The following is a 26,317-nucleotide window of genomic DNA, read 5'->3' on the forward strand; positions in this document are numbered from 1 at the left end:
CCTCGGACGTGATATCTGGTGGAGCCGAGGGCTTCTATCTGGGAGTTCAAGAGAATTCCCAGTCAACTTCATCCATGTATTTTTGGAGAGTTATTTTTCGTCGGCTGAAAGCTTCAGCATTCGAAACGGAGACAGTAGCCTTGCCGAATACGCTCTCATCTGGTAGCTGTAGTTGAATTGCAACTCTAGAGATATGTGTCGCCTTCGAGACATCAAAGAGTACTCCAATGCTGAGTGCAACCAGTTGTTGAGAGGCGTGTATCAGGGCTTCAGTTGGCGGTCGTTCATGTCTGTCGCGGATGAGTAGAGTTCCGACTTTCTTTGACTCTTTCCAACCGCTGACCTCGTAGCCTACAGTTGAAAGATCATGTGCAATTTGCATTAATGATGACGCCAACGATCGCTCAAGCTTTGGATATCCTTGTGCCAGGATTGCCGGAGCATGCTCAATGAAAATAATGGTATTGGCAAGCCGCAGTGCATGATGAGCTTTTTGAATCCAGCGGCATACTGCGCGCAAGCGATGTAGCCCAAGTCGCCGCGACTGAGGGTTTCCCTTGCCGAACGTTACTTGGATCGTCTTGGGTCGGACTAAGCGATAAGATTTGTGGGCGGAAATGTTCCTCCACTGGTTCACGCTTAACTTTAGATCAGGATCCCGAAGTAGCAATGATGCCCTGGCCTTATGCGGTTGAGGAAAACTGCCAACCAACGCGCCGAAGTCTAGCGAAGCAACTCGATCTGGCCACGCGCCGGTCGCATCACGTATCGCGAACGCATATAAGATTTGGAGTTGGGGCTTGAAACAGCCTTCAGCAATACCGCAAATCGTTTCGAAGACTTGAAACGCTATGTCCCTTGGTGCCGCACCTACCTCTAGCGAACTAGTAGTCTGGAACATATGTAGCCAATGGGCGTCAGATGTGCCGAGGCCTTCAAATGACTCAAGTAAGCTTTTGTAAGCCCCACTTCTGTCGATGCGCAAGACTTGTCGGTAAAGCGAGAGACTCCAGCGGAGTAAGTCAACATATTCGGGATCTTGGGCAATGCGCGCGAGGTTGCGTAGTTCCAAGATGAACGAATCGAGATTTTTCTTCAGCTGAGTGTGACGTCGAAAGTAAGGAGTGAATTCCGTTATTGCTGCTTGCTTCCAATCTTCGCGACTGTAGACAATTGGCACGCGGTGGTCTCTGATAGATTTGATCAGTTTTTGCATGCTCTCCTTTGCTAAATCACTCATTGGCATATAGTCGGGATATTCCGAATATGCCATTCATAGCACTGCCCATCTGCCCGATCCATAAATGGCCGTTTCTCGAGTTGATGTGTATGGGCAGTCTTGATCAACGCTCAACCAGTATAAGTTCCGAACGGAAGACATTCCCAATGCGCATTGTAGCGCTTGGGCCATCGGATTCAACTACACTTCTCCCAAGTAGGTTGGCCCAGGAAACATGCGCTTTGTCCGCCAGGGCCTCAACTGTAGGACGCTCTTGAAGTTCCTCCAAGGCCTCACGGTTCACGCCTTGTTTGATGAGGACTTTTTTTACAAGCTTCCCGTTCACGTGAATTCCCCGCGGCAGCTCGATAATGATTTCTCTACCTCTGAACTCATTACCGAATACATTCGAAATTTGCGTATTGTCGCCAAGCTCAGATTTTGATCGTTGCTCTCGTTCCGCAATAAAACGTTTGCGTATGCTCTCCGCCCTGGCAGTTTTGTAATGGCGCGCATCAGGCACGGGGCCGAGCGGTGAAGCGACCGCTTCGGCGGTCACTTCAAATCCTGCCATACGGAGAGCCCGAGACATAACACCGCGATTGACGGCGTCGTCAGCGAACATGAGATGATGATTGCTTACTTCAAATGGTTCATCGGGCGTGGGATCAATTATTCTTAGAACACTGCCTGCTCCACCGTGTACGTCGATGCTTAGCCCGCATACCAGCCGTTGGCCAGTGTGGCCTGCTGGGAAAGTTATAGAGCACTTTTGCGCCACCCCGCCCGAGAGCTGGCGCTCACTATATACAGAGCCTGACTGAGTACCTTTGCATTCGATTACGTGCCATCGTCCGGTTGTGTCTCGTGCGACGAAATCTGGTGTTTTGTTCGGACCGCGCTTCGCAGTTTTGCGCTGTGTCGCGCCGATAGAAGCCGCGACCTTCTGCATGAAGTATCGACCATCAACTATTTGCTCAAGGGCGAGCTTCTCACTTAACCAAAGAAGTGGAACTCCCATGCCAAAATCGTCGCTCAGGATGGTCTTCTGATGCGCGTCGAGTTCAGCAAAGCTTTGAGTTAGGCTAAGCGTGGAATCAGGCGAAATGGCAGCCAAATATCTGACCCAAGCCCAAAATTCACTTAATGACACACCGGTCGATGATGTAGGTGTCGTAAGATAACCGATCATCAGCAACATCGCCGGGATGTTCAAATCATAGGAGCTTTGCCCCGCAAATGCCCGTGGAAATCGTGGTAGGACACCAGGCCCCGGCCAAGTGGTCCTGTCTATGTCTATTGTGAGTGTGCGGTTCATGCGTCTTTCGAAATGGCGTAGATAAAGGCTAGAGTTGAGATTTGATTATGTCGTAAATAAAGTCTTGCTACCCCAGTCTCGTCCGCTTGTTGCTGCCTCCCACCTCAAATATCCTTCACGGAGCGCTTGGGCGTCTGCCAAGGCATGATGTGGTGGCCATACCGAAGAATATGTCAGCACCTCACCTAGCTTGTACGCCGAGTGTCTGAAGATCTTGTGATCGATGAGCTCATAACCGCACAAGTTCTCTGGCCGAGGACCTAGAAATGAGGCTTCTAGAAGTTGTCGGTCAGTTTCGAAATCGTAGAACACCGTTGCAGCCTCAGTCAACATTCGGAACCATTCGTACAAGCGGCTTGATAATTCAGCGGCCGTGCACGTGGCATGCGATTCGTGGCCAAGTAGCGGGATCACTTCGCTTCGAACAAAAGTGGAACAGTCTTCGTACCTATAGTCGGTCCGTTCCGCATAGAAGGCATGGCCGCCCTCTGTCACCATTCCGATGCTAATCAGGTCTGGATGTGCGTGGTCTGTAAATTCTGTATCGATGAAGATTCGCATAGCCCCGCCATAGTACACGGTCGGCGTTAACTGTTTACAATTGGCGGAATTCGGTGGGAGCAGGGAAACATAGGAAGCCCATGGTTGCAGGCTTCCTGAAGTTGTTTACGCGGTTGTTTACGTGCTCAGGTACGCACAACCCGACTAGAGCGTCCCCGCTGCAAAGCTTTACACCAAACCCCATAACTCCCGGTAGTTATGGGGTTTTTTGTTGTGCACCCAGATGAGCAGGTATTGAAATACATTTCCCTTCGCCATGTGAAGGCTATCGGTCCATTCGCTCCCGCTGCGAGAGCGAATTGAGTGCTCCTCAAATACCTCGTTGCGGATTGATAAATCTTGCACCTCGGTTCGTGTCTTCAGCGACACAAAAGACGGCTTATTTCCAAAAAACAATGCTCGGCAGAACGAAATATTCCCAGAATTTTTGACCGCCGTTTTATGCTGAACCCACTTCCATGGCGGCCAGCACGCCGGAAGAGACCCTCCTATCGCCACGTCGATGGCGTGGCGATTGCAGCCCTCGCAACCATCACTTTGACAGGTGAGATACGATATGAACAAAGCGACCGCATCCGCAGCGTGCTTCTCCCTCATGGCCTTCAGCGCCGGCTATGCCGCCGCGCAGTCCTCCGTCACGGTCTACGGCAACATCGATGTCGGCGTCAGCAAGCGCAGCGACACGACGCTCGCCGTCGGCCGGCGCGACAACAACCGGCTGGGCTTCAAGGGTGTCGAAGACCTGGGCGGCGACCTGAAGGCCTTGTTCCAGCTGGAGATACGCTACGACCCGGACATCGGCACGATCGAGGGCAAGACGCGGCCGCTGTTCCAGGGCCAGAGCCGGGTTGGCCTGCAGGGCGCCTTCGGCACCGTGCGCTTCGGCCGCGGCCTGACCGCGCTGCAGGACTCGTCCAGCGCGTTCGAGCCGTGGCGCGGGGTGCCCAGCACGGCCGGCTTCCAGACCGATCTGACGGTGGCGGGCTACAACAGCCAGCCGCTCGATCCGGCCGGCTCGTCGGCCAACCGGTGGTCCAACGCGGTGTTCTACAACACGCCCGAGCAGGGCGGCTTCCAGCTCAACGTGACGGTGGCGAGCAAGGAGGCCAACGGCAACCCGGCGATCGTCGGCCGCGGCAGCCTGGCGAACCCGCAGTACCCGGCCAACGCGGCGCTCGAGTCGAATCCGTATTCGGTGTCCGGCACGTATAACGGCGCCATGGTGGGCGGCATGCTGGCGTACGAGCGCAACGCGGCCGAGACCACCTTGTGGTCGGTGGCCGGCTCGCTCAAGCCGCATCCCGACGTCAAGCTGCTGGCGTCGTATCAGAAGCAGGATCAGAGCCACACCATGGCAAGCAACGCCAACACCAAGGCCTGGGTGACCGGCCTGAACTGGAATGTCGGCGTGGGCACCATCCTCGCCGGCTATGGGCAGAAGTCGCCCGACGGCGTCGCCAAGACCAAGCAGACCAGCGTCGGCTACGAATACAATTTGTCGACCCGCACCTACCTGTACGCGGATGCCTCGCGCCGCGCCAGCGCGGTGTCGGTCAATTTCTACGGCGTCGGCATCTTCCACAAATTCTGATCGGACCCCATCATGAGACACCATTCCTTCGGTCGCCTGTTTGCCTGCCTGGCCATGCTGGCGCCGGCGCTGGCCATGGCCGACGACAAGATCACCCTGAGTTTCAACGAGCGCCCGCCCTACCTGGTGGCCGGCGCCGACGGCTCGGCGAGCGGCCTGACCGGCACGCCCGCGGCCGAGGCCTTCCACGCGGCCGGCATCGAGGTCGCGTGGAGCAAGGTGCCGCCCAACCGGCAGCTGGTGGTGATCAAGGAGGGCGGCCCCAATTGCGCGATCGGCTGGTACAAGACGGCCGAGCGCGAGCAGTTCGCCAAGTTCACCAAGCCGATTTATCGCGACAAGCCGACGGTGATCATCGCCCATCCCAAGTTCGCGGCGGCCGAGCATGCCAAGCTGGGCGAGATCCTGGCGACCAAGGGCGTGCGCGTGCTGGTCAAGGAGAATTTCAGCTACGGCCCGTACATCGATGCCGCGCTGGACAAGGTGAAGGCCGCGCAAACCAAGTCGAACGGCACGTCGACCCAGATGCTGCAACTGGTGAACGCCAACTCGGTCGACTTCATGTTCGCGTCCGAGGAGGAGGCCAGCTATCTGGTGGAGCAGTCCGGCATCGGGGCGGGCAACTTCAAGCAGATCAGGATGCCGGACGTGCCCGCCGGCGACGACCGCTACATCATGTGCAGCAAGGACGTGTCCGATGATGTCATCGGCAAGCTGAACAAGGCGATCGGCGCGAAGAAGAGCAAAAAATAGCGGCGCCATGTTGCGCGTCCTGTTCCTGTGGCTGTTGCTGGCGCCGGCGTGCCGGGCGCAGGACGCCGTCGTGCTGTACTACAACGAACGCCCGCCGTACCTGATGAGCGCGCCGGACGGCGGCGTGCACGGCCTGACGGCGGACCCGGCGGCTGCGGCGTTCGCCGACGCCGGCGTGCCGGCGCGCTGGATGCGCATGCCCAGCAACCGCCAGCTGGCGCTGCTGCAGAAAGGCGGCCAGCGCTGCGCGGTCGGCTGGTTCCGCAACGCCGAGCGCGAGCGCTACGCCAAGTTCACGCTGCCGATCTACCGCGACCTGCCGCTGGTGGCGGTGGTGCGCGACGACTTCGCCCTGCGCGACGCCTCGACGCTGCGGCAACTGCTCGCGATGCCGGGCGTGGTGGTGCTGGTGAAGGAAAAGTATTCCTATGGCGGTTATGTGGACGCCGCGCTGGCCGAGGCCCGGCCGGTCCGGAGCGCCACCACCGCCGAGAGCATGGCGATGGTGGCGATGATCGGCGCGCACCGGGCGGACCTGATGTTCCTGGCCTCGGAGGAGGCCGATTACCTGCTCCAGCTGGCCGAGCTGCGCGACAAGGGCTTGCGCGTGCTGCGCCTGACCGACGTGCCCACCGGCGAGCGGCGCCACATCATGTGCAGCAAGGATGTCAGCGACGACATCCTGCGCCGGCTGGACAGGGAGATCCAGCAAAAGTCCGGCGGGCCATGACCTGTACAATGAACGCCAGTTGAATGTTTTCAGGTGGTGTGACGATGCGCGGTATTCTCTTGCTGATGGCCTGCCTGTTTGGTGTCGCGCCCGGCCGAGCTGGTCGTCATGGTCGACAGCACCTCCAACATGCCGATGGCGCGCGTGCAGGACGGCCGCCTGGTCGACGGCGTGCACAAGGAAATCGGCGAGATCCTGGCGCGCCACATGGGGCGCCAGGTGCGCTTCGTGCTGCTGCCGCGTAAGCGCCTGGAACACGCGCTGCAGAACGGCGAGGCCGACCTCCTGTGCGCCTACATGCCGGAGTGGCTGAGCGGCGATTATTTGTGGAGCCGCGTCGTCTTCACCACCGAGGAAGTGCTGGTGACCGACGCCAGCGTGCCGCCGGTGCGCGCGATCGGCGAGCTGCGCGGCCAGCCGGTCGGCACCATCCTGGGCTATTTCCATCCCGAGATGGAGGCGCTGCTGGGCAAGGACTTCGTGCGCGACAACGCGCCCAACATGGAAAGCAATATGGCCAAGCTCGGGCGCGGCCGCGTGCACCACATCCTGATCACGCGGGTGGTGCTGGACTACTACCAGCGCCTGCGCCAGCCGCCGCTGGTCATCCATCCGCCGCTGCCGGTGATGTCCTTCGCCACGCGCTGCGCGGTGTCGCGCAAGGGCCATGTGGCGCTGCGGGAGATCGACCAGGCGATCGGCCAGGCCACCAGGGACGGCAGCCTGGCCGCCATGCTCACGCGCTTTCGCTAGCGCATCACCGGGGGAGGACGTTTGCGTCACACATCGATAGCGCGCCAGATGGCGCTGGTCAGCTACGGCACGCAGTTCCTGCGCGGCCACGCGGAGCTGGAGGACTGGTACCGCCACGGCATCTTCTTTGGCGCGCGACTGCAGTTCCGTACGCCGGACGGCAACGCCCTGCTGGCCGACGACTTCACCTGGTGGCTGGGCATCCTGCGCCAGTCCGGCGCGCTGCGGCTGTCGCTGCACCTGCCCGCCGAATTCGGCATCGACACCGAGCGCACCATCCTCGGCAGCGGGTACGCGCTGGCGGTGCACTTCGCCGACCGCCACGAGATCTGGATCGTGGGGAGGGAGCGGGCCGCGTGGCACGAGCATCCGCTGCTGCCGGACGACGGCCACTACCCGGCCTTCCCGAACGCGGCCCACTGGGGCGGTGAACTCGATAGCTATTGGCGGGTCGCCGAGCGGCCGGGCACGCTCGAGGTGCCCGACACCAACTGGAAGCAGCTGGCGGCCGCCATCTCGGCCGATCTCGACCTCCGCGCGCCGTCCAGCCTGGTGCCGGCCGGGCCGCTGTTCCTGCCCGGCGGGGAGCCGGCATCGTGGGAGAAGCTGCCGCTGTTCGCCAGGTCCGCGGCGGCCGCGCCCGCGCACCATCTGCTGGCGACGCTGTATGCGGAACAGGCGAAGTTATCCAACGAGATGAATCCGAAGAACGAAAACAGCGCCTTCCAGCACATGGACGAGGCCGACGCCGTGGCGCTGGAAAACTGGGGCCGTCGCCTCGACAGCTGGACCGTCGAGGCGGAGCTGCGCTGTGCCAACGAGTGCCGTTCCAGCGCCATCCTCGAACGCGGCGCGCCGCTGACGCGCCTGCACCGGCCGGTCCAGGTGCCGGTGCCGGACCGGCAGCCGGCCGGCAACGCCGCAGGCGCGGGGTCCGGCGCGCCGGCAGCCGGGAGCGGCGCCGCCGGCAAATGGCGCGACCGCCTGGCCTTCGCCATCGCGATGGCGGCGGGTTGCCTGTTCGTGGTGGCCTGCGCCCACATCATCGTCCGGTTCCCATGGCTGGCGATCCTGATCGGCCTGCCGTACGCGCTGTACGTCCGCTACAACAAGCGGAGCTGACCGCAGTTCATCGCGGCAGCGTCCGCTCGACATGGACGCGCGCCAGCGCGAACGCCTGCCGCAGCACCGCCAGGTCGCCGATGTGGTTGGACAGCAGCAGGATCAACTGGTCGCTCAGCATCCGGCTTTGCCGCGCGTCCAGATCCTGGTGCGAATCGCTGAGCATCTCGTAGAAATCGTCGTAGTCGTCCAGGTTCTGGCCGAGCTTGAGTGGCAGGTCCATGGCGGCTCCTCCTAGGCGGTCAGCAGGCGGCCGGCGGCCAGGTCCCACAGCGTGCGCACGGCCAGCACCAGCACGGCGGCCGTCAGCAGCGACAGCAGCAGCGCGGCGATCCATTGCAGGCCGGCGCCGCCGACCGCGCCGGCGTACATCAGCGCGGCGTTGGACAGCGCCGCCAGCGGGAAGCCGATCGCCCACCACGCCGGCGAGAACGGCGCCGGCCGCGCGGCCAGGCGATACGCGACGATCACGAACAGGAACAGCGCGAAGTAGAACAGCAGCGCCGCGAACATGTCGACCCGGTGCACCAGGTTGACGTAGGCGATGAAGCCGACCGCGAACGGCGCCACCAGGATCATCTTGGACGGCCGCATCGGCGCGGCCAGCGGCGCCTGATGCACCAGCCGCGAGAAGATCAGCACGAAGAACACCAGCGCGCTGACACCGCCGATGGCGGCCGCCAGCAGGTTCACCTCGTGCGTCCAGCCGGCCGGCAGCGCGCCGCCCGTCACCACGATGTCGAGGCTGCCGACGCCGGCGATCAGCCAGGCCGGCACCACGCTGGCCGGCGCGGCGTTGCCGTTGAGCAGGCGGGAGATCATGACCACGCTCAGCGCCAGCGTGGCCACCGTGCCGACGCTCCACACCACCAGCTGGGCCGGCGCGCTGTAGCCGCCGATCACGCTCGACAGCAGCAGCACGCTGATGCCGACCGTGCCGAAGAAGCTGCCGGTCACCGGGTGCGCGAATTCCTGCCGCACCAGCGCGGGATGGCGCAGCAGCTTGGTCAGGTAGCACAGCGCCAGCACCGCGAACAGCGTCAGCGCGGCGATGCCGAGCGCGTTCGGCACCGCGTCGCCGGTGCCGTAGGTCTTGCCGGCCAGGCGCCAGGCCAGCGCCAGGCCGGCCACGCTCATCACGGAGCCGAACAGGCTGACGGGCAGGTGGCGTAGCGACGGCGTGGCGCGCGCGACGGCGGGGGCGGGGGATAAGCGGGCGGTTTCCATCATGACTCCGGGGGGGCTGTTTGCGTGAGCCCATTCTGCCCCGGCGCCGCCCGCCCGCGCGCGTCCTGGCCCAAAAGCGACGCCGGATGTCCCCGAATCCGCTAAGCGGCCCGGCCGTGGTCGCCGGCGCGGAAGCGTTCGCGGTACAGCCTGGGCGTGGTGCCCAGCTGGCGCGCAAAGCTCATGCGCATCTGGGCGGCGCTGCTGAAGCCGCAGCGGAAGGCCACCGTCTTGAGCGGCACGTCGGTCTCCTCCAGCAGCTTGCGGGCGACGTCGATGCGCACCTGGTCGACGAACACCGACGGCGTCACCTGCGCGTGCCTGGCGAAGGCGCGCGAGAAGGTGCGCCGGCTCACGCCCACCGCGTCGGCGATCTCCTCGATGGTCAGGGCGTCGCCGATGTGGTCGGTCACGTGCCTGAGCACCCTGGCCACCAGCGAGTCCTCGTCCGGGCCGACCGCCAGGTAGGGGCTGTACTGCGACTGCCCGCCGTCGCGCCGGATGTAGACGATCAGGCGCTTGGCCACCTTCATCGCCAGCTCGTGGCCCCAGTCCTCGGCGATCAGCGCCAGGCACAGGTCGATGCCGGCCGCCACGCCGCCGCAGGTGAACAGGTTGCCGTCGCGCACGAAAATCTTGTCGGGCCGCACGTTCGCGCCGGGGAACTGGTCGGCCAGCCGCTGCGCGTGGTCCCAGTGGGTGGTGATCTCGCGCCCGCCCAGCAGGCCGGCGTGCCCCAGCAGGAACACGCCGTTGCACACCGCGCCGTAGCGGCGGGCGCCGCGCGCGCGCAGCCGCAGCCAGTCGACCAGCGCCGGCTCCGGCCGGTAGTCCGGGAAGCGCGGGCCGCCGGCCACCAGCAGCGTGTCGCTGTCGGCGTGGTGGTCGAGGTAGCCGCAATGGACCTTGAACTCGATGCCGCTGGAGCACGCCACGCTGTCCGGGCGGCCGCCCACCAGCGTGACGGCGTAACGCTGCGCCTCGGGCAGGAAGTGGTTCGCCTCGGCGAACACGTCCAGCGGACCCGCCACGTCCAGCGCCTGTACGCCATCCAGTACCACCAGGGTTAGTTTCACTGCAGCCGCCCGTTCAAATCCCTCATGATAAGCCAGGCGGCGCGCGCGTGCGTCCGCCTGGTCGGGCGCTGCAGCAGTCGCGCCGAAGAACACCCGCGCCGCGAACGCGGTCGCGTCGCGGCGCGACTGCCGCAGCGCGGCCTCGTTGCGGCCCACGTGCGCGCCGCGCCCCGGCCAGCAGGTTCAGCTCGCCCCACACGGTCTGCGGCGCCCACAGCTGGCGGCGCTCGCGCGCCAGGTCGTACATGGTGGCCGGCGTGTAGCTGTCGAAGGCGAGGCGGCCGGCGCTGGTGGCCTCCAGCGGCTGGGCGCGCGCCGCGCCGACGGCCAGCGGCAACAGCGCCAGCAGGATCGGGAAGGGATTCATCGGGCCTCCTCGCAAGGATGTTGTTAATATACAAATACCATCCGCGCCACGGATTTGCAACAGCGTGACGATCGCCTGTTCAGCTGCAAGCGACTTCGTGTAATACTGGACCGACATGAGTTGGCTACGGGGGCAGTGCCATGTCCGCATCTGAAACACGACCAGTTGCCGCGAGCGACAGCGAGGTGGCCGGGGCCGAGCCGCTGCTGCAGCTGCTGCGCGCCTGCCTGATGGCGCACGAGATGCCGCAGCACGCGGCCACGCTGCGCCAGCTGGCGCAGCGCCGGCTCAACGGCTCGCAGGCGCTGGAGCTGGAGGCGTTCGCGCTGCTGGCGCGCGCGGCCGATCCGGCCTGCGCGGCCGACGCCTTGCTGCTGCCGGCCCGCAGCCTGCAGCTGCGCGCCCAGACCGAGCAGCATCCGCTGGCCCAGGCCGCCGCGCTGCGGGCGCTGCACGCGGTGCAGACCCGGCTGCGCCTGCACCACGCCGCGCTTGACAGCCTGGCGCGCGCCGCCGAGCTGTACGCGCGCTGCGCGCTGCCGCGGCTGGCCGCCCAGATGCGCGCGGCCCGTTGCCGCGTCATGCTCAGCGCGGAGATGTACCCGGAGCTGCTGCAGTTCTGCGCCGCCACGCTGGCCCAGCCGGACGAGCTGACGCCGGACATCGACGTCATGCTGCTTGACAGCGCGGCCTCGGGCGCCTACTACCTGGCGCTGGAGGAGGCCGACGAGGCGGCCGCCGCGCCGCTGTGGCGCGACTGCTTGGCGCGGCGCCAACTGGTGCTGCGCCGCACTCGCGAGTACGGGCTGGCGGCGCAGGAATGCCTGGCGCTGCTGAACCTGGCCGTGGTCAGCGCCAGCTGCGAGCAGAGCGGCGCCTGCCGCGACTACATCGGCCAGCTGCACGCGCGCTTCGGCCGCGACGGCTACTGGACGCCGTGGGTGACGCTGTCGGCGCTGCTGGCCGACTGCGCGGACGGCGACCCGGCCCGCGCCTGGGCCGCGCTGCGCGCCTACGAGGCCGGGCTGGACGCCGACACCCCGCACGGCGCGCGCCTGCGCGAGATCACGCTGCACGCGGTGCGCCGCTACGGCCGGCGCTGGGGTTATGTGGAGGCGGCGCTGCAGGCCGCCATCGGCCAGGTGGCGGCCGAGCGCGGCCAGAAGCGCGCGCTGTGCGCCGCGCTGGGCGAGACGCTGAGCGCGGTCATGGAGCGCCCGCAGCTGCAGCACCAGAACGCCCTGCTGGCGCAGCACGGCACGGTGCTGGAGAACTCGCTGATGCAGCGCAACGACGAGCTGGGCGAGGCGCTGGCCACGCTGCAGCGCGAGGTGGGGGTGCGCCAGGCCGCCGAGCGGGCGCTGCAGGCCGCGCACGACCGCCTCGAGCAGCAGGTGCGCGAGCGCACCGACGAGCTGGGCCACGCGATGCGGGCGCTGATGCAGCAGGAGAAGCAGCTGGGCCTGTCGCGCATGGTGGTCGGCATGGCGCACGAGCTCAACACGCCGCTGGGCAACGCCCGGGTGGCGGCCAGCGCCATCACGGCCCAGGCCGAGGCGCTGCGGCGCGGCCTGGACACCGGCCGCCTGCGCCGCAGCGAGGTGGCCGGGCTGCTGGCCAGCGTCACCGAGGGCGGCGCGCTGGTGGACCGCGCGCTGGGCCAGATCGGCGGCCTGGTCGAGCGCTTCAAGGGCCTGGCCGCCCAGCCGACCCACGAGCCGGCCAGCCGCTTCGACCTGGCCGAGCGGCTGCGCCACTGCGCCGGCGCCTGGCGGCAGGGCCTGCGCGAGCGCGGCGTCACGCTGACCTTGGCGCTGCCGGAGCAGCTGTGGCTGCACGGCTATCCGGGCGCCTGCCAGCAGGTGTTCCAGCACCTGATGGACAACTGCCTGCTGCACGCGTTTGCCGGGCGCGCCGGCGGCGCCATCGTGGTCGAGGCGCGCGCCGGCGGCGGCGCGGTCCACATCGACTGGCGCGACGACGGCGTCGGCATCGCGCCCGAGCATGTGTCGCAGGTGTTCGAGCCGTTCTACACCACCCAGCTGGGGCTGACCGGGGCCGGGCTCGGGCTGGCCAGCGTGCACAGCATGGTGGTGGGGCTGATGCGCGGCCAGGTCACGCTCGACAGCGCGCCGCGGCGCGGCACGCGGGTGTCGCTGAGCCTGCCCTGCGGCGGGGACGCGCCATGAGCGGCCGGCGCGCCGCGGTGCGCTCGCTGGCGTTGGCGCTGGCGCTGGGCTGGGCGCCGGCCGCGCGCGCCGCCCCGCTGGAGCCGCTGCGCCTGGTGGCGGCCGACCTGCCGCCGTACGCGGTGGCGCCGGGCGGCGACAGTCCCGGCGCGCTGGTCGAGCTGGCGCAGGAGATGGCGCGCCGCGTGGGCGCGCCGGCCACGGTGGAGTTCTATCCGTGGCAGCGGGCGCTGGCGCTGACCGGCGTGCATTCGCGCACGCTGGTGGTGCCGCTGACCCGCACGCCCGAGCGCGAGGCGCAGTACCGCTGGCTGGTGCGGCTGCGCCGGCAGGACTTCGTGTTTGTCGGCCGCCACGGCGGCGTCGACCTGCGCGACCCGGCGGCGCTGGCGGCGCGGCCGGTGGCGGTGTTGCGCGGCTCGCCGCACAAGCGCCTGCTGGAGTCGCTGCACTTCGGCGCGGTGGCCGAGTGCGCGTCGGTGCGCGAGTGCATGCGCATGGTCAGCAAGGGCGTGGTGGACGCCACCTACGGCGGCGAGGACATCCACCGCCACGCGGCCCGGGTGGACGGCTTCCACGAGGCCGACTTCGACTTCAGCCCGGTGTTCCGCAGCGGCGACATCTGGCTGGCCGGCTCGCGCGACATCGGCGAGGACGAGGGCCGCGCCTGGCGCGCCGCGCACGAGGCCATGCGCGTTGACGGCACGCTGGCGCGCCTGCTGCGCAAGTACGGCCTGACGCCCAACTGAGCGCCTACTTCGGCCGCGCCCGGCGCGCCTGGATTTCCCTGATCAGCTTGAGCTCCTTGTCGCTGGCCTTCTCCAGCAGCGCCGCGTGCTTGCGTCCCTGCTCGGCGTACGCGGCCACCTCGGGCGGCACCGGCGTGTCCGGATGCAGCTTGAACGCGATCCACGCCGACAGCAGGCACAGCGCCAGCGTGCCGGCCGCGTAGGCGCCCAGCCACAGGCCGGTCTGGCCGCGCGCCCGGTGCAGCGCCTGGCACACCTGCGCCGCCTCGCTGGTGGCGGCGCGCAGCTGGCCGACCAGCCCGGCCACGGCGGCGTCGGCCGCCTCGGTGGCCGCGCGCGCGGCCTCGCGCCCGGTCGCCTCCAGCTGCACCGTGGCCTGCGTCTCGATGCGCACCGCCTCGGCGATGCGGGCGTCGATCTGGTTCAGGCTGATGTGGGCCATGCGCACCAGCTTGTCGCAGCCGGCGATTTGCTTGGAAAAGTTCTGCAGGTCGGCATGGAAGCGGTCGACCAACGCGCCGTGGGCGTCGACCTTGTCGTTGAGCGTGTTGAAGAAGTCGCCTTGCGATGCCGCGGGCTGCTCGTCTGGATTCATGCGCTGCCTCTCGATAACCGGGAAGCCCTATTGTAGTTTCAAGCGGCGGCCTTGTGGGGCCGGCCGTGGCCGGCCGCCGCCGCTGTGAAATTTAGCCGCCGATGGTCAGCGTCAGCGCCGTGCCGCTGTAGCTCGGCGTGGCGCTGCGGCCGTCGACCTGGATGGCGGCGAAGCGGCCCGTCAAACGGCCGGCCGTCAGCACGGTCAGCACCTCGCCCGCCTTGGGCTGGTAGCCGCCGGCGAACTTGATGTGCAGCGTGCCGCCGGCGATCACGGCGTCGCCGGCCACCGCCAGGCTGCCGCGCGCGCCGCCGCCCAGGTCCAGCTCCAGCGTGGTGGCACCGGCCAGCTGGGTGTAGCGGCCGGCCAATTTCAGCGCGGCCGGGGCGTTGGCGATCAAGGTGCCGCCGCTGACGTAGACGTCGCCGTTGCCGAAGGCGGCGGCGCTGTCGCCCTCCAGCGCGCCGGCGGTCAGCTCGGTGCCGCCGCTCCAGCTGTTGTTGCCGGCCAGCCTGAGCGTGCCGCTGCCCTGCTTGACCAGCTTGCCCGTGCCGCCGATGTCGTTGCGCCAGCGGTCGGCCGCGTTGAAGCCGCCCTTGGCCGCGTCCATCACCAGCACCACGTTGCCGCTGAAGGCGCCGTAGCCGTCGGCCGCGGCAAACAGGTTCAGCCTGCCCCAGCCCTCGGGGTCGTCCATCACGGCGGAGCCGGACGGCAGCGCGGTGGTCTTGAGCACCACCCGCCGCTGGGCGTCGCTCAGGTAGGGCAGGCGCGTCTCCAGCAGCACCTCGGCGCCCTTGGGCACCACGGCCGGCGCGCCGGTCGCGCCGACCAGCGGCAGGCCGTAGGTGCTGCGGCGCAGGTAGTTGGCCTGGTTGACGTCGTGGTCGGCGAAGCGGTCGCCGCCCGCGCCGGACTGCGCGTAGGCCAGGAAGCTGTCGGCCGTGGTGGAGGTGGCGGCCATCAGCGTGGCGTGCGCCTGCGTCACGGCAGCGCTCTTTTTGGCCGCGTTGGCCGGATCGGCCAGGTTGGCCGCCACCACGGCGGTCGCGTGGATGCGCCCGCTCAGCACGTCCAGCGGCGAGTGCATGCCGGCCCAGATGCGCGCCTCGCCCAGCTCCAGCCCGCGGCTGATCAATTCCTGGTAGCGCTCCGGCAGCGCGTACGCCATCGCCAGCGTGTCGCGCATCGCCTCGGCCGAGTGGCCGCTGGTGAAGCCGCCGTCGGTGGTCGGCGTGGAACTCTTGGCCGGCACCAGCGCCGGCAGCACCTGCACCGCGCTGCTCCAGCGGTAGGGGCGGGCGTACTTGTAGAAGCGCTTGGCCGGCTCGGTCGAGCCGTTGGTGCCGACCAGGTTGACCAGGTCCACCACCGCGCCGAAGCCGGGATTGGCGGCGCCGCCGACGCCGGTGTTGTTGCCGCCGTCGTTGTACAACTTGACGGTGGCGTCGTCGGCGATCGCGGTGATGGTGGTGGTCTGCTGGGCGGCGGCGCGCCAGGCCGCCGTCAGCGGACCCAGGCCGTCGGTCACGCTGTAGCCCTTGGCGCGGCGGTCGTCCAGGTAGGCCTGCAGCGCCTGCGCCGGCGTGCGGGCGGCGGTGGCGCGCACCACGTAGTCGATATTGGCCGCGTGCACGGCGGCGTTGACGACCGTGCCGCCGTCGCTGCCGTCGTTGGGCACGCCGGACCAGACCGACGGCAGCACGGCCGGGAAGCCGGCCGCCGCGTCGGCGCTGACGCCGGCGTCGACGATCTCGGTCAGCGGCTTCCACACCTGCAGGAAGCCGCCCAGCACGCGCACGCCGGCGTTGGTGGCCAGGGTGGCGTAGCGGGCGTCGCCGCGCTGGTTGCTGGCGGCGGTGTCGACGAAGGCGGTGACGGCCGGCACCGCCACCACCTCGGCCGCGCCCTGGTCGGCCGGCGCCGGCGGGATCACCAGCACCTGGTCTTCGGAACTGGAGCCGCAGGCGGCGAGGGCGAGGGCGATGCTGGCGGCCAGCAGCAGCGGGCGGGCGGGGAGGCGATGCATGGGCGATTCCTGGAATGAGATGAAGGAGGCCATAGAGTAATGACGTCGTATGACATGCTGATTACACAAGCCCCGCCGGCGGAAAAAAACCGCGCGGGCTGCTACAATGGCCGCGTGAAAAAAATCCTGCTCATCCTGCTGCTCACCATCCTGCCGATCCAGTACGCCTGGTCGATGGCGGCGGTGTATTGCCAGCATGAGCCGGCCAAGGTGACGCATTTCGGCCACCACGGCCACCACCACCAGGCGCAGGCCGGCGACGACGCCGACCAGGGCAAGCCGGCCAAGGTCCACAGCGACTGCGAGGTCTGCCACCACGCGGTGCAGGCCTCGGTGCCGGCCGGCGCCGCGATCGCGCTGGCCGCCGCGCCGTGCGCCCACGCGCCACCCGCATCGTCGCGCTACCTGTCCTTCATCTCCGACGGGCCCGCGCGGCCCGACTGGCTGCTCGTCGCCTAGCGCGACGAGGCCCTCGCCCCTTTTCCCAGACGCCTGAGTCTCGTCGAATTCCTGTTCCTTTCTGGAGAATTCGATGTTCAAGTATGTGCTGCCGCTCGTCGTAGCGGCGTGGTCCGCCCCTGCGCGGGCCGAAACCGAGCCGTCCGCGCCGCTCACGCTGACGGCCGCGCTGGCGCTGGCCGCCGGCGCCAACCCCGAGCTGGCGGCCGCCCGCCATGAGCTGGGCGCGCAGGACGGCGCCGTGCTGCAGGCCGGCCTGCCGCCCAATCCCACGCTGTCGGCCGAACGTGTCGGCGCCCGCCGCGGCGACGCCGCGCGCGAGACCACCTTCCAACTGAGCCAGCCGCTGGAGCTGGGCGGCAAGCGCGCGGCCCGCGTGCTGGCGGCCGGGCGTGGCCGCGACAGCGCGTCGGCCTCGCTGGCGCTGCGCCGGGCCGAGACGCGCGCCGGCGTGATCGACGCCTGGTTCGCGGTGCTGGCCGCGCAGGAGCATGTGCGGCTGGCGCGCCAGGCCGCCGAACTGGCGCGCCGCGCGGCCGGCGCCACCGCGCGCCGCGTGGTGGCCGGCAAGGTGTCGCCGGTGGAGGAGACCCGCGCCAACGTGGCCGCGTCCTCGGTGCGGCTGGAGCTGGTGCGCGCCGACGGCGCGCTGGCCGGCGCGCGCCAGCGGCTGGCGGCGCTGTGGGGCAATCCGGCGCCGCGCTTCGAGCGGGTCGACGGCGCCATCGACGCGCTGCCGGCGCTGCCGCCGGACGAGGCCCTGCGCGCGCGGCTGCAACGCGCGCCGGCGCTGGCGCTGGCCCGCGCGGAACTGGCGCGGCGCCAGGCCCTGGCGCAGGTGGAGCTGAGCAAGCGCGCGCCGGACCTGACGCTCAGCGTCGGCAGCAAGCGCTCGGAGGAGGCGGGGCGCTCGCAGGCGGTGATTGGCATCTCGGTGCCGCTGCCGCTGTTCGACCGCAACCAGGGCGGCGTGCTGGAGTCGGCGCGCCGCGTCGACCAGGCGCGTGACGAGCTGGCCGCCACCGCGCTGCGGCTGGAGGGCGAGCTGGCAGTGGCGCGCGGCGAGTTCGAGGTCGCCCGCCAGCAGGCGCAGGCCCTGCGCGACGACATCCTGCCCGGTGCGCAAAGCGCCTACGACGCCGCCAGCACCGGCTTCGAATACGGCAAGTTCGGCTTCCTCGACGTGCTCGACGCCCAGCGCACCTTGCTGCAGGCGCAGACGCTGCACCTGAACGCCCTGGCGGACGCGCACCGCGCGCTGGCCGCCATCGACCGCATCCTGGGAGAAGACCATGAATAAGACGCAGAAAATCACCATCGCCGTCATGGCGATCATTGGACTGCTGCTGGCGGCGTTGATGCTGATGCCCCGGCGCGGAGCCAGCCCGGACGCACCGGCCGCCCGCGAGGCCCAATCGGACGCGGAGCACGCGCCGCCGGAGCAGGGCGCGCACGCCGACGCGCAGCCGGACAAGATCGCGCTCGATGACACGCAGGCCAAGGCCGCCGGCATCGTGCTGGCCGTTGCGGCGCCCGCGCGGATCGATGTCGTCATCACGCTGCCGGGCGAGATCCGCTTCAACGAGGACCGCACCGCGCACGTCGTGCCCAAGCTGGCCGGCGTGGTCACTAGCGTGCGCGCGGAGCTGGGGCAGAACGTCAAGCGCGGACAGGTGCTGGCGGTGATCGCCAGCAGCGGCCTGTCCGAGCAGCGCAGCGAGCTGCTATCGGCCGAACGCCGGCTGGCGCTGGCCACCACCACCTTCGAGCGCGAACGCCGCCTGTGGCAGGACAAGATCTCCGCCGAACAGGACTATCTGCAAGCCAGACAGGCGCAGAGCGAAGCCGAGATCGCGCTGCGCAACGCGCGCCAGAAGCTCGACGCCATCGGCGCCGGCGTGGGCGCCACGGCCGGCGGCGCGCAGCTGAACCGCCTGGAACTGCGGGCGCCGTTCGACGGCGTGGTGATGGAGAAGCACCTCGCGCTGGGCGAGGCGGTCAAGGAGGACGCAGCCGTCTTCACCATCTCCGACCTGTCGCAAGTGTGGGCGGAGATCGCCGTGCCGCCGCGTGAGCTGGCGCTGGTGCGCGTGGGCCAGACGGTGCTGGTCAAGGCCTCCGCCTTCGACGCGCAGGCCAGCGGCAAGATCACCTACGTCGGCGCGCTGCTGGGCGATCAGACCCGCACCGCCAAGGCCCGCGTGGCGCTGACCAATCCCGACCGCGCCTGGCGCCCCGGCCTGTTCGTCAGCGTCGACGTGCCGTCCGGCCGCGCCGCCGCCGTCGCCAACGCCAGCGCCGTCAACGCCGCCGGTGACGCCGCCATAGCCGCCGTCACCGTGACGGCCGACGCCATCCAGACGGTGGACGGCAAGCCGGTGGTGTTCGTCAAGGAGGCGGGCGGCTTCCGCGCGCAGCCGGTCACGCCCGGCCGCAGCGACGGCAAGCTGACCGAGATCGTCCAGGGCCTGCCGGCCGGCGCGCGCTACGCGGCCGCGGGCAGCTTCGTGCTCAAGGCGGAACTGGGCAAGGACAGCGCCGAGCATGCGCACTGAAACGGAGGACACCATGTTTGAACGACTGATCCGCTTCGCCATCGCCCAGCGCTGGCTGGTGCTGCTGGCGGTGGCCGCCATGGCCGCCCTCGGCGTCTACAACTACCAGCGGCTGCCGATCGACGCCGTGCCCGACATCACCAACGTGCAGGTGCAGGTCAACACCCCGGCGCCCGGCTACTCGCCGCTGGAGACCGAGCAGCGCGTCACCTTCCCGATCGAGACGCTGATGGCCGGCCTGCCCGGCCTCGAGCAGACACGCTCGCTGTCGCGCTACGGCCTGTCGCAGGTCACCGTGGTCTTCAAGGACGGCACCGATCTGTTCTTCGCGCGCCAGCTGGTCGGCGAGCGCCTGCAGCAGGCGCGCGCGCAGCTGCCGGCCGGCGTCGCCCCGGCCATGGGGCCGGTGTCGACCGGCCTGGGTGAAATCTACCTGTGGACGGTGGAGGCCAAACCGGGCGCGAAAAAGCCCGACGGCACGCCCTACACGCCGGCCGACCTGCGCGAGATCCAGGACTGGATCGTCAAGCCGCAGCTGCGCAACGTGGCCGGCGTGGCCGAGATCAACGCCATCGGCGGCTACGCCAAGGAGTACCACGTGGCGCCCGATCCGCAGCGGCTGGCCTCCCACGGCCTGGCGCTGCGCGACGTGGTGGCCGCGCTCGAGCGCAACAACGGCAACGCCGGCGCCGGCTACATCGAGAAGCGCGGCGAGCAGCTGCTGGTGCGCGCGCCGGGCCAAGTGCGCTCGCTCGACGACATCGGCGACATCATCCTGGCCAACGCCGGCGGCGTGCCGCTGCGCGTGCGCGACGTCGCCCAGGTGGCGCTCGGGCGCGAACTGCGCACCGGCGCCGCCACCGAGAACGGCCGCGAGGTGGTGCTGGGCACCGTCTTCATGCTGGTCGGCCAGAACAGTCGCACCGTGTCGCAGGCGGTCGACCGCAAGATGGCCGACATCAACCGCAGCCTGCCGGCCGGCGTGCACGCCGTCACCGTGTACGACCGCACCACGCTGGTGGACAAGGCGATCGGCACCGTCAAGCGCAACCTGCTCGAGGGCGCGGCGCTGGTGGTGGCGGTGCTGTTCCTGTTCCTCGGGAATATCCGCGCCGCGCTGATCACCGCGCTGGTGATCCCGCTGGCGATGCTGTTCACCTTCACCGGCATGGTCACGTACCAGGTCAGCGCCAACCTGCTCAGCCTGGGCGCGCTGGACTTCGGCATCATCGTCGACGGCGCCGTGGTCATCGTCGAGAACTGCGTGCGGCGCCTGGCCCACGCGCAGGCGCGCCAAGGCCGCGTGCTCACGCGCGCCGAGCGCTACGACGAAGTCTTCGCCGCCGCGCGCGAGGCCCGCAGGCCGCTGCTGTTCGGGCAATTGATCATCATGGTGGTCTACCTGCCGATCTTCGCGCTGACCGGCGTCGAGGGCCGCATGTTCCATCCGATGGCGCTGACGGTGGTGCTGGCGCTGGCCGGCGCCATGCTGCTGTCGGTCACCTTCATCCCCGCCGCCGTGGCGCTGTTCATCGGCGAGCATGTGGTGGAGAAGGAGCAGCGCCGCGTCGGCGCGTGGTACGCGGCGCTGCTGGAACGCGCGCTGGCCGCCACGCCGGTGGTGCTGGCCTTCGCCGGCATCGCGGTGGCGCTGTCGGTGCTGCTGGCCACGCGCCTGGGCAGCGAGTTCGTGCCCAGCCTGAACGAGGGCGACCTCGCGATCCAGGCGCTGCGCATCCCCGGCACCAGCCTGACGCAGTCGGTGGCGATGCAGCAGCAGCTGGAGCTGGCATTGAAGCGCCAGTTCCCCGAGATCGAGCGCGTGTTCGCGCGCACCGGCACGGCGGAAATCGCCTCCGACCCGATGCCGCCCAACGTCTCGGACGGCTACATCATGCTCAAGCCGGAGGCGCAGTGGCCGGCGCCGAAGAAATCGCACGCGCAGCTGGTGGCGGCGATCCGCCAGGCCGCCGAGCGCTTGCCGGGCAACGCCTTCGAGTTCTCGCAGCCGATCCAGTTGCGCTTCAACGAGCTGATATCGGGCGTGCGCAGCGACGTCGCCGTCAAGCTGTTCGGCGACGACATGGCGGTGCTGGGTGAGACCGCCGCGCGCATCGCCGCCACGCTGGGCAAGGTCGACGGCGCCACCGAGGTCAAGGTCGAGCAGACCGGCGGCCTGCCGGTGCTGACGGTGCGGATCGACCGCGCCAGCACCGCGCGCTACGGCCTCAATGTGGCCGACGTGCAGGACACCATCGCCACCGCCATCGGCGGCCAGCAGGCCGGCACCTTGTTCGAGGGCGACCGCCGCTTCGACATCGTGGTGCGCCTGCCCGACGCGCTGCGCGGCGACCTCGATGCGCTGCGGCGTCTGCCGGTGCCGCTGCCGCGCACCGGCGGCGACGGCGGCGCGGCCAACTTCATCCCCCTGGGCGAGGTGGCGGCCTTCGACATCGCGCCGGGCCCGAACCAGATCAGCCGCGAGGACGGCAAGCGGCGCGTGGTCATCAGCGCCAATGTGCGCGGGCGCGATATCGGCTCGTTTGTCGCGGAGGCCGAAAAGCGTTTGCAGGAAGTGCGGGTGCCCGCCGGTTACTGGACCACTTGGGGCGGACAGTTCGAACAGCTGCAGTCGGCGTCGCGGCGCCTGCAGGTGGTGGTGCCGGTGGCGCTGCTGCTGGTGATGGTGCTGCTGTTCGCGATGTTCGGCAATCTGAAGGACGGCTTGCTGGTGTTCAGCGGCATACCGTTCGCGCTGACCGGCGGCGTCGCGGCGCTGGCCCTGCGCGGCATTCCGTTGTCGATATCGGCGGCGGTGGGCTTCATCGCGCTGTCCGGCGTGGCGGTGCTCAATGGCCTGGTGCTGATCTCCTTCATCCGCAGCCTGCGCGAGGAGGGCCGCACGGTGGAGCAGGCGATCCGCGAGGGCGCGCTGGGCCGCCTGCGTCCCGTGCTGATGACGGCGCTGGTGGCGTCGCTGGGCTTCATCCCGATGGCCATCGCCACCGGCACCGGAGCCGAGGTCCAGCGCCCGCTGGCGACGGTGGTCATCGGCGGCATCCTGTCGTCCACCGCGCTGACCTTGCTGGTGCTGCCGCTGCTGTACCGGCTGGCGTATCGGCGGGAACGGGCCGCGGCGGCTTAGCGGCCGGCTGCGGGGTTCACCTTGGGGTCAGGATCATTTCCTGTAGCTCGCGCCGCATGCTGTAGCGGTCAAGGAAATTACTGCCCAACAGGATGACGGGGAGGCCGCTTTCATGGACCATGGCCTCAAGGTCGCGCAGCTCCACTTCGCCGATGCGCAGCCGCTCGATGTGCACGCGGAAGACGTTGGTGACGCCGTTGGCCGTCGATGCGGTGCCGGGCCGGCCCTTGCGGTAGTCGATGCCGAAGCGGCTGGCGTCCGTTGCGGGCAGCGCGATGATGTTGGCGCCGGTGTCGATCAGCATCCGCGCGCTCATGCCGTTGATGCTGCCGTTGGTGTAGAACTGGCCGGAGGAATCCGCGCGCAACACCAGCGGCCGGCTCGCGCCGTTCGATGCCGGATAGCGGCCCATCGCGATCGTCACCGGCTTGCCATGCTCGGTGATGGTGGCGCCGTCGTTGTGCACGGCCAGCAGCCGGGAGCCCGGCACGATGGTGCTGCCGATCGCGTAGCTGGTCGGTTCGCCGCCGTCCACCGTCAGCAGCGCCCGGTCGCGGATCACGCCCACCAGGTTGATATCGGCCGCGTGGGCGTGGGGGCCGGCAAGGATCAAGCCGGCCGCTAAGGCACAAAGTGGGTGGCGCATGGTCATGGGCGGAAAATCTTGGGAATTAACTAATTGCCGCTGAGCATAACATTTATCGCCGGCGCAAAAATGCGCCAATCCTCACGCAAGGGAGTACATAGGGGGTGTATTTTTTTGCGGGGCTCTAAAAGCTCTAAACCCTCTAAATCCATAGAGATCGAACTAAATCGCTAGAAATCGCTCTAAAAAAGGGGCGCGGCATGGAAAAAATAGAGAAATTAGAGTCCGCCGCGCTCTTTTTTAGAGTTTTTAGAGCCGAAATTAGAGAAATTAGCGCGGAATCTACCGAAATCTACCGAAATCTAGTGATTTAGAGCTTTTAGAGCCGGAGAAAAATATGCCCCACCCTATACCCCTCCATTTACCGAACGATGTATTTATCAGCCTGACCGATCAACTAGGCGAAGGCTGGTTCGGCCCGAAGAGCGAGGCCGTGCTGTGTCAGCTGATCCGCGACTGGGTCGCCCGCCAGTCCGGCGCGCCGGGCCACCCTGAACAAGACGCCGCCCCAGCCACACCGCCCGAAGCCGGCAAAGGCTATCAATGGAAGCAGCTCTTCCTGCCAAACGGCACTGAACTGCGCACCACCTTCGGCGGCAAAAGCACCTACGCGAAAGTGCAGGACGAAGTGATCCTGTGCGGCGGCGCTGCGACCACGCCATCGCGATTGGCCAACGCCAGCGGCTGCGGCACACGCAACGCCTGGCACAACATCTGGCTGAAATTCCCCGGCGAATCGACATGGAAGCTCGCGCACAGATGCCGGCCGCCGGCGTAGCCGCTTAGCCGCTGACGCCGACGCCAACGCAAAAACGCCAGCCGCGAGGGCTGGCGTTGGCGCGGCGGCGGCGGGCGCTTATTCTTGCGGCGTCAGCGCCAGCGCGGAGCTGAAGTCGCCCATCGGCTTGGCGCCGTTGGCGGCCAGCGCCTTGTCGCGCATGCTCAGGCCATCCAGCACCGGCAGGCTGAAGCGGCGGGTGATGGCGCGCAGGATCGAGGCCGAGTCGTACTGCGTGTGGTCCACGCCCTTCTTCACGTACGGCGAGACGATGATCGCCGGCACCCGCGTGCCCGGACCCCACTTGTCGCCCTTTGGCGGGCTGGCGTGGTCGTAGAAGCCGCCGTTCTCGTCGTAGGTGACGATCACCAGCATGTTCTTCCACTGCGGGCTCTTCTTCAGCTTGGCGATGACGTCGGCGATGTGGGCGTCGCCGTCGGCCACGCTGGCGTAGCCGGGATGCTGGTTCAGGTTACCCTGCGGCTTGTAGAAGGCCACCGGCGGCAAGGTGCCGTTGGCGACGTCGGCCACGAACTGGCTGTCGTAGTCCTTCAGGTGCGCCGCGCGGTAGGCCGCGTTCTTCACCGGATCCATGTTGGCGAAGTAGTTGAACGGCTGGTGGTGGAACTGGAAGTTGGGCGGGTTGCCGTTGGCGCCGCGCGGGGCGGCGGTGGTGGCGGCGGTGGTGTCCTTCCAGGCGCCGGCGTACCAGGCCCAGTCGATGTTCTTGCCGCTCAGCAGATCGCCGATGTTCTTCTGCGTCTGCGGCGGCAGCGTGTTGGCCTTGGTGGTGTCGGCGTACAGGCGGGTGCTGTCGTCGGCCGCGTAGCTGTTGCTGCTCGGCTGGTACGGCGGCTGCATGGTGTTGACCGCGTAGAACATGCCGCTGGCGTCGGCCGGCGTGATGGCGCCGTCGTTGGCGTAGGCCGGCGCGCCATTGAGCACGCTGGACGGCGCGGTGGCCGACGGCGTCAGGCGCACGAAGTTGCCCTTGGCGTCGACGTCGATCTTGGCGATCGAACCCTTGGCCACCGAGGTGTCGGCGTTCGGGTACTGCGGCGCGCAGGCGCAGATCAGGTACTGGTGGGTCAGGAAGGAACCGCCGAAGGCGCCGATGTACAGGTTGTCGGCCAGCGCGTACTGCTTGGCGATGTCCCACATCTTCATCTTGCTGCCGTCGTAGTAGCCCATGGTCAGGCCGCCGGCGTCGGAGTACGCGGCGAACTTGTCGTTGGCGCCGCCGTTGATCTGCATCTGGTTGTTGTAGAAGCGGTGCACCAGGTCGCGCGTGATGGTGGTCGGCGCCAGGTACAGCGGGCTGTTGGCGTCGTCGATCTGGAACGGCTTGTTGGCCATGCCCACGGTCTGCGCCTGCGAGATCACCACGCTCTGGCCGGCCGCGGTCATGCCGCCCCAGGTCGGCGGCAGGGTCGGCAGCGTGCTGCCGTCGAAGTCCTTCTGCGGCACGTAGGCGCTGGTCGAGGTCGGGTTCACGCCGGGCACGCCGTTGGCGCCGGGGAACAGGCCGTACAGGTTGTCGAAGCCGCGGTTCTCGGCGTAGATGACGACGATGGTCTTGATGTTGTTGAGCGCCAGGCCGCTGCTCAGCGCGGCGGCCATGTCGGCCGGCGCGGCCTGCGTGCTGGCGGCGGCGATGACGTCGGTCACGCCGGCGCTCTCGGCCTTCAGCTTGGCCTGGTCGTCGCCGCTCACCTTGTTGGGGTCGGCCAGCAGGTTGGCTTCGGCCACGCCCAGCTTGGCGGCCAGCTTGGCGCTGGCGGCCGCGAAGTCGCCGCCGTTGGCGTCCATCAGCGCGGCCAGCTCGGTCGACAGCGCGCCGACAATGGCGCCGTGGCCGTCCGGCGCGCGGAACACCAGCTTCTGCGCCACCTTGACGCCGGCGTCGCCGACGGCGTCGTGGCGGATGGCGTCGGTGCCGACGGTGACCAGCAGCGCGCCCTTGTCGGTGCCGGTCAGCGCGAAGCTGCCGTCGGCGCCGGTGCGCACGGACGAGGCGCCGCTGTCGCAGCTGAGCTTGACGGTGGCGCTTTCCAGGCACACCACGGCGTTCTCGTAGTAGCTGCCGACCACCTGGCCCTTGAGCGTGGGCACGCTGTCGGACGAGCTGCCGCAGGCGATCAGGCCGGCGCCCAGGCCGATCGACATCAGCATCAGGGGCAGCGGGCGCATCGGGTTCAGTTTCATGTTCTTGCCTTGGGGGTGGGTATCGAAGCGGCCCATGCTAGGGTTGAAATATTTCAGGATGATGAATTTTCATGTTTCGTCATGTATCCTTTCCTATCTGTCATGTAGCGGTCATGTCGCGCTGCTAGGCTTGCGGCATGAAAAGAATCACACTTGCCCTGGCCGCCGCGCTGCTGGCCGCCTGCCGCCAGCAGCCGCCCGCCGCCGCGCCCGCCGTTCCGGCCGCCGCCACCGCTCCCGCCACCGCCAC

General features: G+C 67.9%; 22 protein-coding genes. 12 read left to right on the forward strand and 10 right to left on the reverse strand.

Going from position 1 to position 26,317, the window contains the following annotated elements; genetic code table 11:
• Positions 1-46: 46 nt before the first annotated feature.
• Together ACUJB0_RS22260 and ACUJB0_RS22265 are read right to left on the reverse strand one after the other, a co-directional pair.
• Positions 47-1,216, reverse strand: coding sequence for a hypothetical protein (locus tag ACUJB0_RS22260; protein WP_444847120.1), 1,170 nt, complete (start codon positions 1,214-1,216; stop codon positions 47-49).
• A 127-nt stretch (positions 1,217-1,343) separates the two neighbouring features.
• Positions 1,344-2,537 (reverse strand): hypothetical protein, encoded by a 1,194-nt coding sequence (locus ACUJB0_RS22265; protein ID WP_444847121.1) that lies wholly within the window; start codon positions 2,535-2,537, stop codon positions 1,344-1,346.
• 1,117 nt (positions 2,538-3,654) lie between these two features.
• Between ACUJB0_RS22265 and ACUJB0_RS22270 the strand changes: the two genes are divergently transcribed.
• The 5 genes from ACUJB0_RS22270 to ACUJB0_RS22290 all read left to right on the forward strand — a co-directional run bounded on the left by ACUJB0_RS22270 (position 3,655) and on the right by ACUJB0_RS22290 (position 8,047).
• Positions 3,655-4,689 carry a porin gene (locus ACUJB0_RS22270; protein WP_444847122.1) on the forward strand — a complete coding sequence of 345 codons (1,035 nt, stop codon included), beginning with the start codon at positions 3,655-3,657 and terminating at the stop codon, positions 4,687-4,689.
• 12 nt (positions 4,690-4,701) lie between these two features.
• Positions 4,702-5,442: a substrate-binding periplasmic protein gene (locus ACUJB0_RS22275; RefSeq protein WP_444847123.1), complete on the forward strand. Its 741-nt coding sequence runs from the start codon at positions 4,702-4,704 to the stop codon at positions 5,440-5,442.
• Positions 5,443-5,449: 7 nt separating this feature from the next.
• Positions 5,450-6,172: a substrate-binding periplasmic protein gene (locus ACUJB0_RS22280; RefSeq protein WP_444847124.1), complete on the forward strand. Its 723-nt coding sequence runs from the start codon at positions 5,450-5,452 to the stop codon at positions 6,170-6,172.
• An 81-nt stretch (positions 6,173-6,253) separates the two neighbouring features.
• Complete coding sequence (locus ACUJB0_RS22285; protein WP_444847125.1) at positions 6,254-6,925, forward strand: substrate-binding periplasmic protein; 672 nt, start codon at positions 6,254-6,256, stop codon at positions 6,923-6,925.
• Between the two features lie 21 nt (positions 6,926-6,946).
• A complete protein-coding gene (locus ACUJB0_RS22290; protein WP_444847126.1) occupies positions 6,947-8,047 on the forward strand; it encodes a hypothetical protein in 1,101 nt (366 codons plus the stop codon).
• A gap of 7 nt (positions 8,048-8,054) precedes the next feature.
• Here ACUJB0_RS22290 and ACUJB0_RS22295 read toward each other — a convergent pair whose 3' ends face one another.
• The 4 genes from ACUJB0_RS22295 to ACUJB0_RS22310 form a co-directional block, all read right to left on the reverse strand.
• Entirely contained in the window at positions 8,055-8,270 is a 216-nt protein-coding gene (locus ACUJB0_RS22295; RefSeq protein ID WP_444847127.1) for a DUF2783 domain-containing protein, read from the reverse strand.
• A gap of 11 nt (positions 8,271-8,281) precedes the next feature.
• The gene (locus ACUJB0_RS22300; protein WP_444847128.1) at positions 8,282-9,274 is read right to left on the reverse strand and encodes an SLAC1 anion channel family protein; all 993 of its coding nucleotides are present in this window, start codon (positions 9,272-9,274) and stop codon (positions 8,282-8,284) included.
• 101 nt (positions 9,275-9,375) lie between these two features.
• Positions 9,376-10,350: a GlxA family transcriptional regulator gene (locus tag ACUJB0_RS22305; RefSeq protein ID WP_444847129.1), complete on the reverse strand. Its 975-nt coding sequence runs from the start codon at positions 10,348-10,350 to the stop codon at positions 9,376-9,378.
• Between the two features lie 22 nt (positions 10,351-10,372).
• Entirely contained in the window at positions 10,373-10,717 is a 345-nt protein-coding gene (locus ACUJB0_RS22310; RefSeq protein ID WP_444847130.1) for a hypothetical protein, read from the reverse strand.
• A 140-nt stretch (positions 10,718-10,857) separates the two neighbouring features.
• Here ACUJB0_RS22310 and ACUJB0_RS22315 point away from each other — a divergent pair, with 140 nt between their 5' ends.
• Both ACUJB0_RS22315 and ACUJB0_RS22320 read left to right on the forward strand, forming a co-directional pair.
• Positions 10,858-12,906: an ATP-binding protein gene (locus ACUJB0_RS22315; protein WP_444847131.1), complete on the forward strand. Its 2,049-nt coding sequence runs from the start codon at positions 10,858-10,860 to the stop codon at positions 12,904-12,906.
• A complete protein-coding gene (locus ACUJB0_RS22320; protein WP_444847132.1) occupies positions 12,903-13,655 on the forward strand; it encodes a substrate-binding periplasmic protein in 753 nt (250 codons plus the stop codon). The genes ACUJB0_RS22315 and ACUJB0_RS22320 overlap by 4 nt, the downstream gene beginning before the upstream one ends.
• Before the next feature lie 4 nt (positions 13,656-13,659).
• Here ACUJB0_RS22320 and ACUJB0_RS22325 read toward each other — a convergent pair whose 3' ends face one another.
• Together ACUJB0_RS22325 and ACUJB0_RS22330 are read right to left on the reverse strand one after the other, a co-directional pair.
• Entirely contained in the window at positions 13,660-14,250 is a 591-nt protein-coding gene (locus ACUJB0_RS22325) for a hypothetical protein (protein WP_444847133.1), read from the reverse strand.
• Between the two features lie 91 nt (positions 14,251-14,341).
• Positions 14,342-16,279, reverse strand: a complete 1,938-nt coding sequence (locus ACUJB0_RS22330) for a phosphatase PAP2 family protein (protein ID WP_444847134.1) — start codon at positions 16,277-16,279, stop codon at positions 14,342-14,344.
• Positions 16,280-16,318: 39 nt separating this feature from the next.
• Here ACUJB0_RS22330 and ACUJB0_RS22335 point away from each other — a divergent pair, with 39 nt between their 5' ends.
• The 4 genes from ACUJB0_RS22335 (at position 16,319) to ACUJB0_RS22350 (ending at position 22,438) form a co-directional block, all read left to right on the forward strand.
• On the forward strand, positions 16,319-16,738 hold the full coding sequence (locus tag ACUJB0_RS22335; protein ID WP_444847135.1) for a hypothetical protein: 420 nt from the start codon (positions 16,319-16,321) through the stop codon (positions 16,736-16,738).
• A gap of 73 nt (positions 16,739-16,811) precedes the next feature.
• A complete protein-coding gene (locus ACUJB0_RS22340) occupies positions 16,812-18,038 on the forward strand; it encodes a TolC family protein (protein ID WP_444847136.1) in 1,227 nt (408 codons plus the stop codon).
• Complete coding sequence (locus ACUJB0_RS22345) at positions 18,031-19,293, forward strand: efflux RND transporter periplasmic adaptor subunit (protein WP_444847137.1); 1,263 nt, start codon at positions 18,031-18,033, stop codon at positions 19,291-19,293. The genes ACUJB0_RS22340 and ACUJB0_RS22345 overlap by 8 nt, the downstream gene beginning before the upstream one ends.
• A 13-nt stretch (positions 19,294-19,306) precedes the next feature.
• Positions 19,307-22,438 (forward strand): CusA/CzcA family heavy metal efflux RND transporter, encoded by a 3,132-nt coding sequence (locus tag ACUJB0_RS22350; RefSeq protein ID WP_444847138.1) that lies wholly within the window; start codon positions 19,307-19,309, stop codon positions 22,436-22,438.
• Between the two features lie 16 nt (positions 22,439-22,454).
• Here the strand turns inward: ACUJB0_RS22350 and ACUJB0_RS22355 are convergent, their stop codons facing one another.
• Positions 22,455-23,084 (reverse strand): retropepsin-like aspartic protease family protein, encoded by a 630-nt coding sequence (locus tag ACUJB0_RS22355; protein WP_444847139.1) that lies wholly within the window; start codon positions 23,082-23,084, stop codon positions 22,455-22,457.
• A gap of 337 nt (positions 23,085-23,421) precedes the next feature.
• Between ACUJB0_RS22355 and ACUJB0_RS22360 the strand changes: the two genes are divergently transcribed.
• Entirely contained in the window at positions 23,422-23,862 is a 441-nt protein-coding gene (locus ACUJB0_RS22360; protein ID WP_444847140.1) for a hypothetical protein, read from the forward strand.
• Positions 23,863-23,940: 78 nt separating this feature from the next.
• On the opposite strand, the gene acpA is transcribed toward ACUJB0_RS22360, so the two are convergent.
• A complete protein-coding gene (acpA, locus tag ACUJB0_RS22365) occupies positions 23,941-26,067 on the reverse strand; it encodes an acid phosphatase (protein ID WP_444847146.1) in 2,127 nt (708 codons plus the stop codon).
• Positions 26,068-26,317 lie beyond the last annotated feature (250 nt).

Origin of the sequence: Duganella caerulea, from assembly GCF_040362985.1 — a bacterium.
Lineage (GTDB): Bacteria > Pseudomonadota > Gammaproteobacteria > Burkholderiales > Burkholderiaceae_D > Rugamonas > Rugamonas vulcania.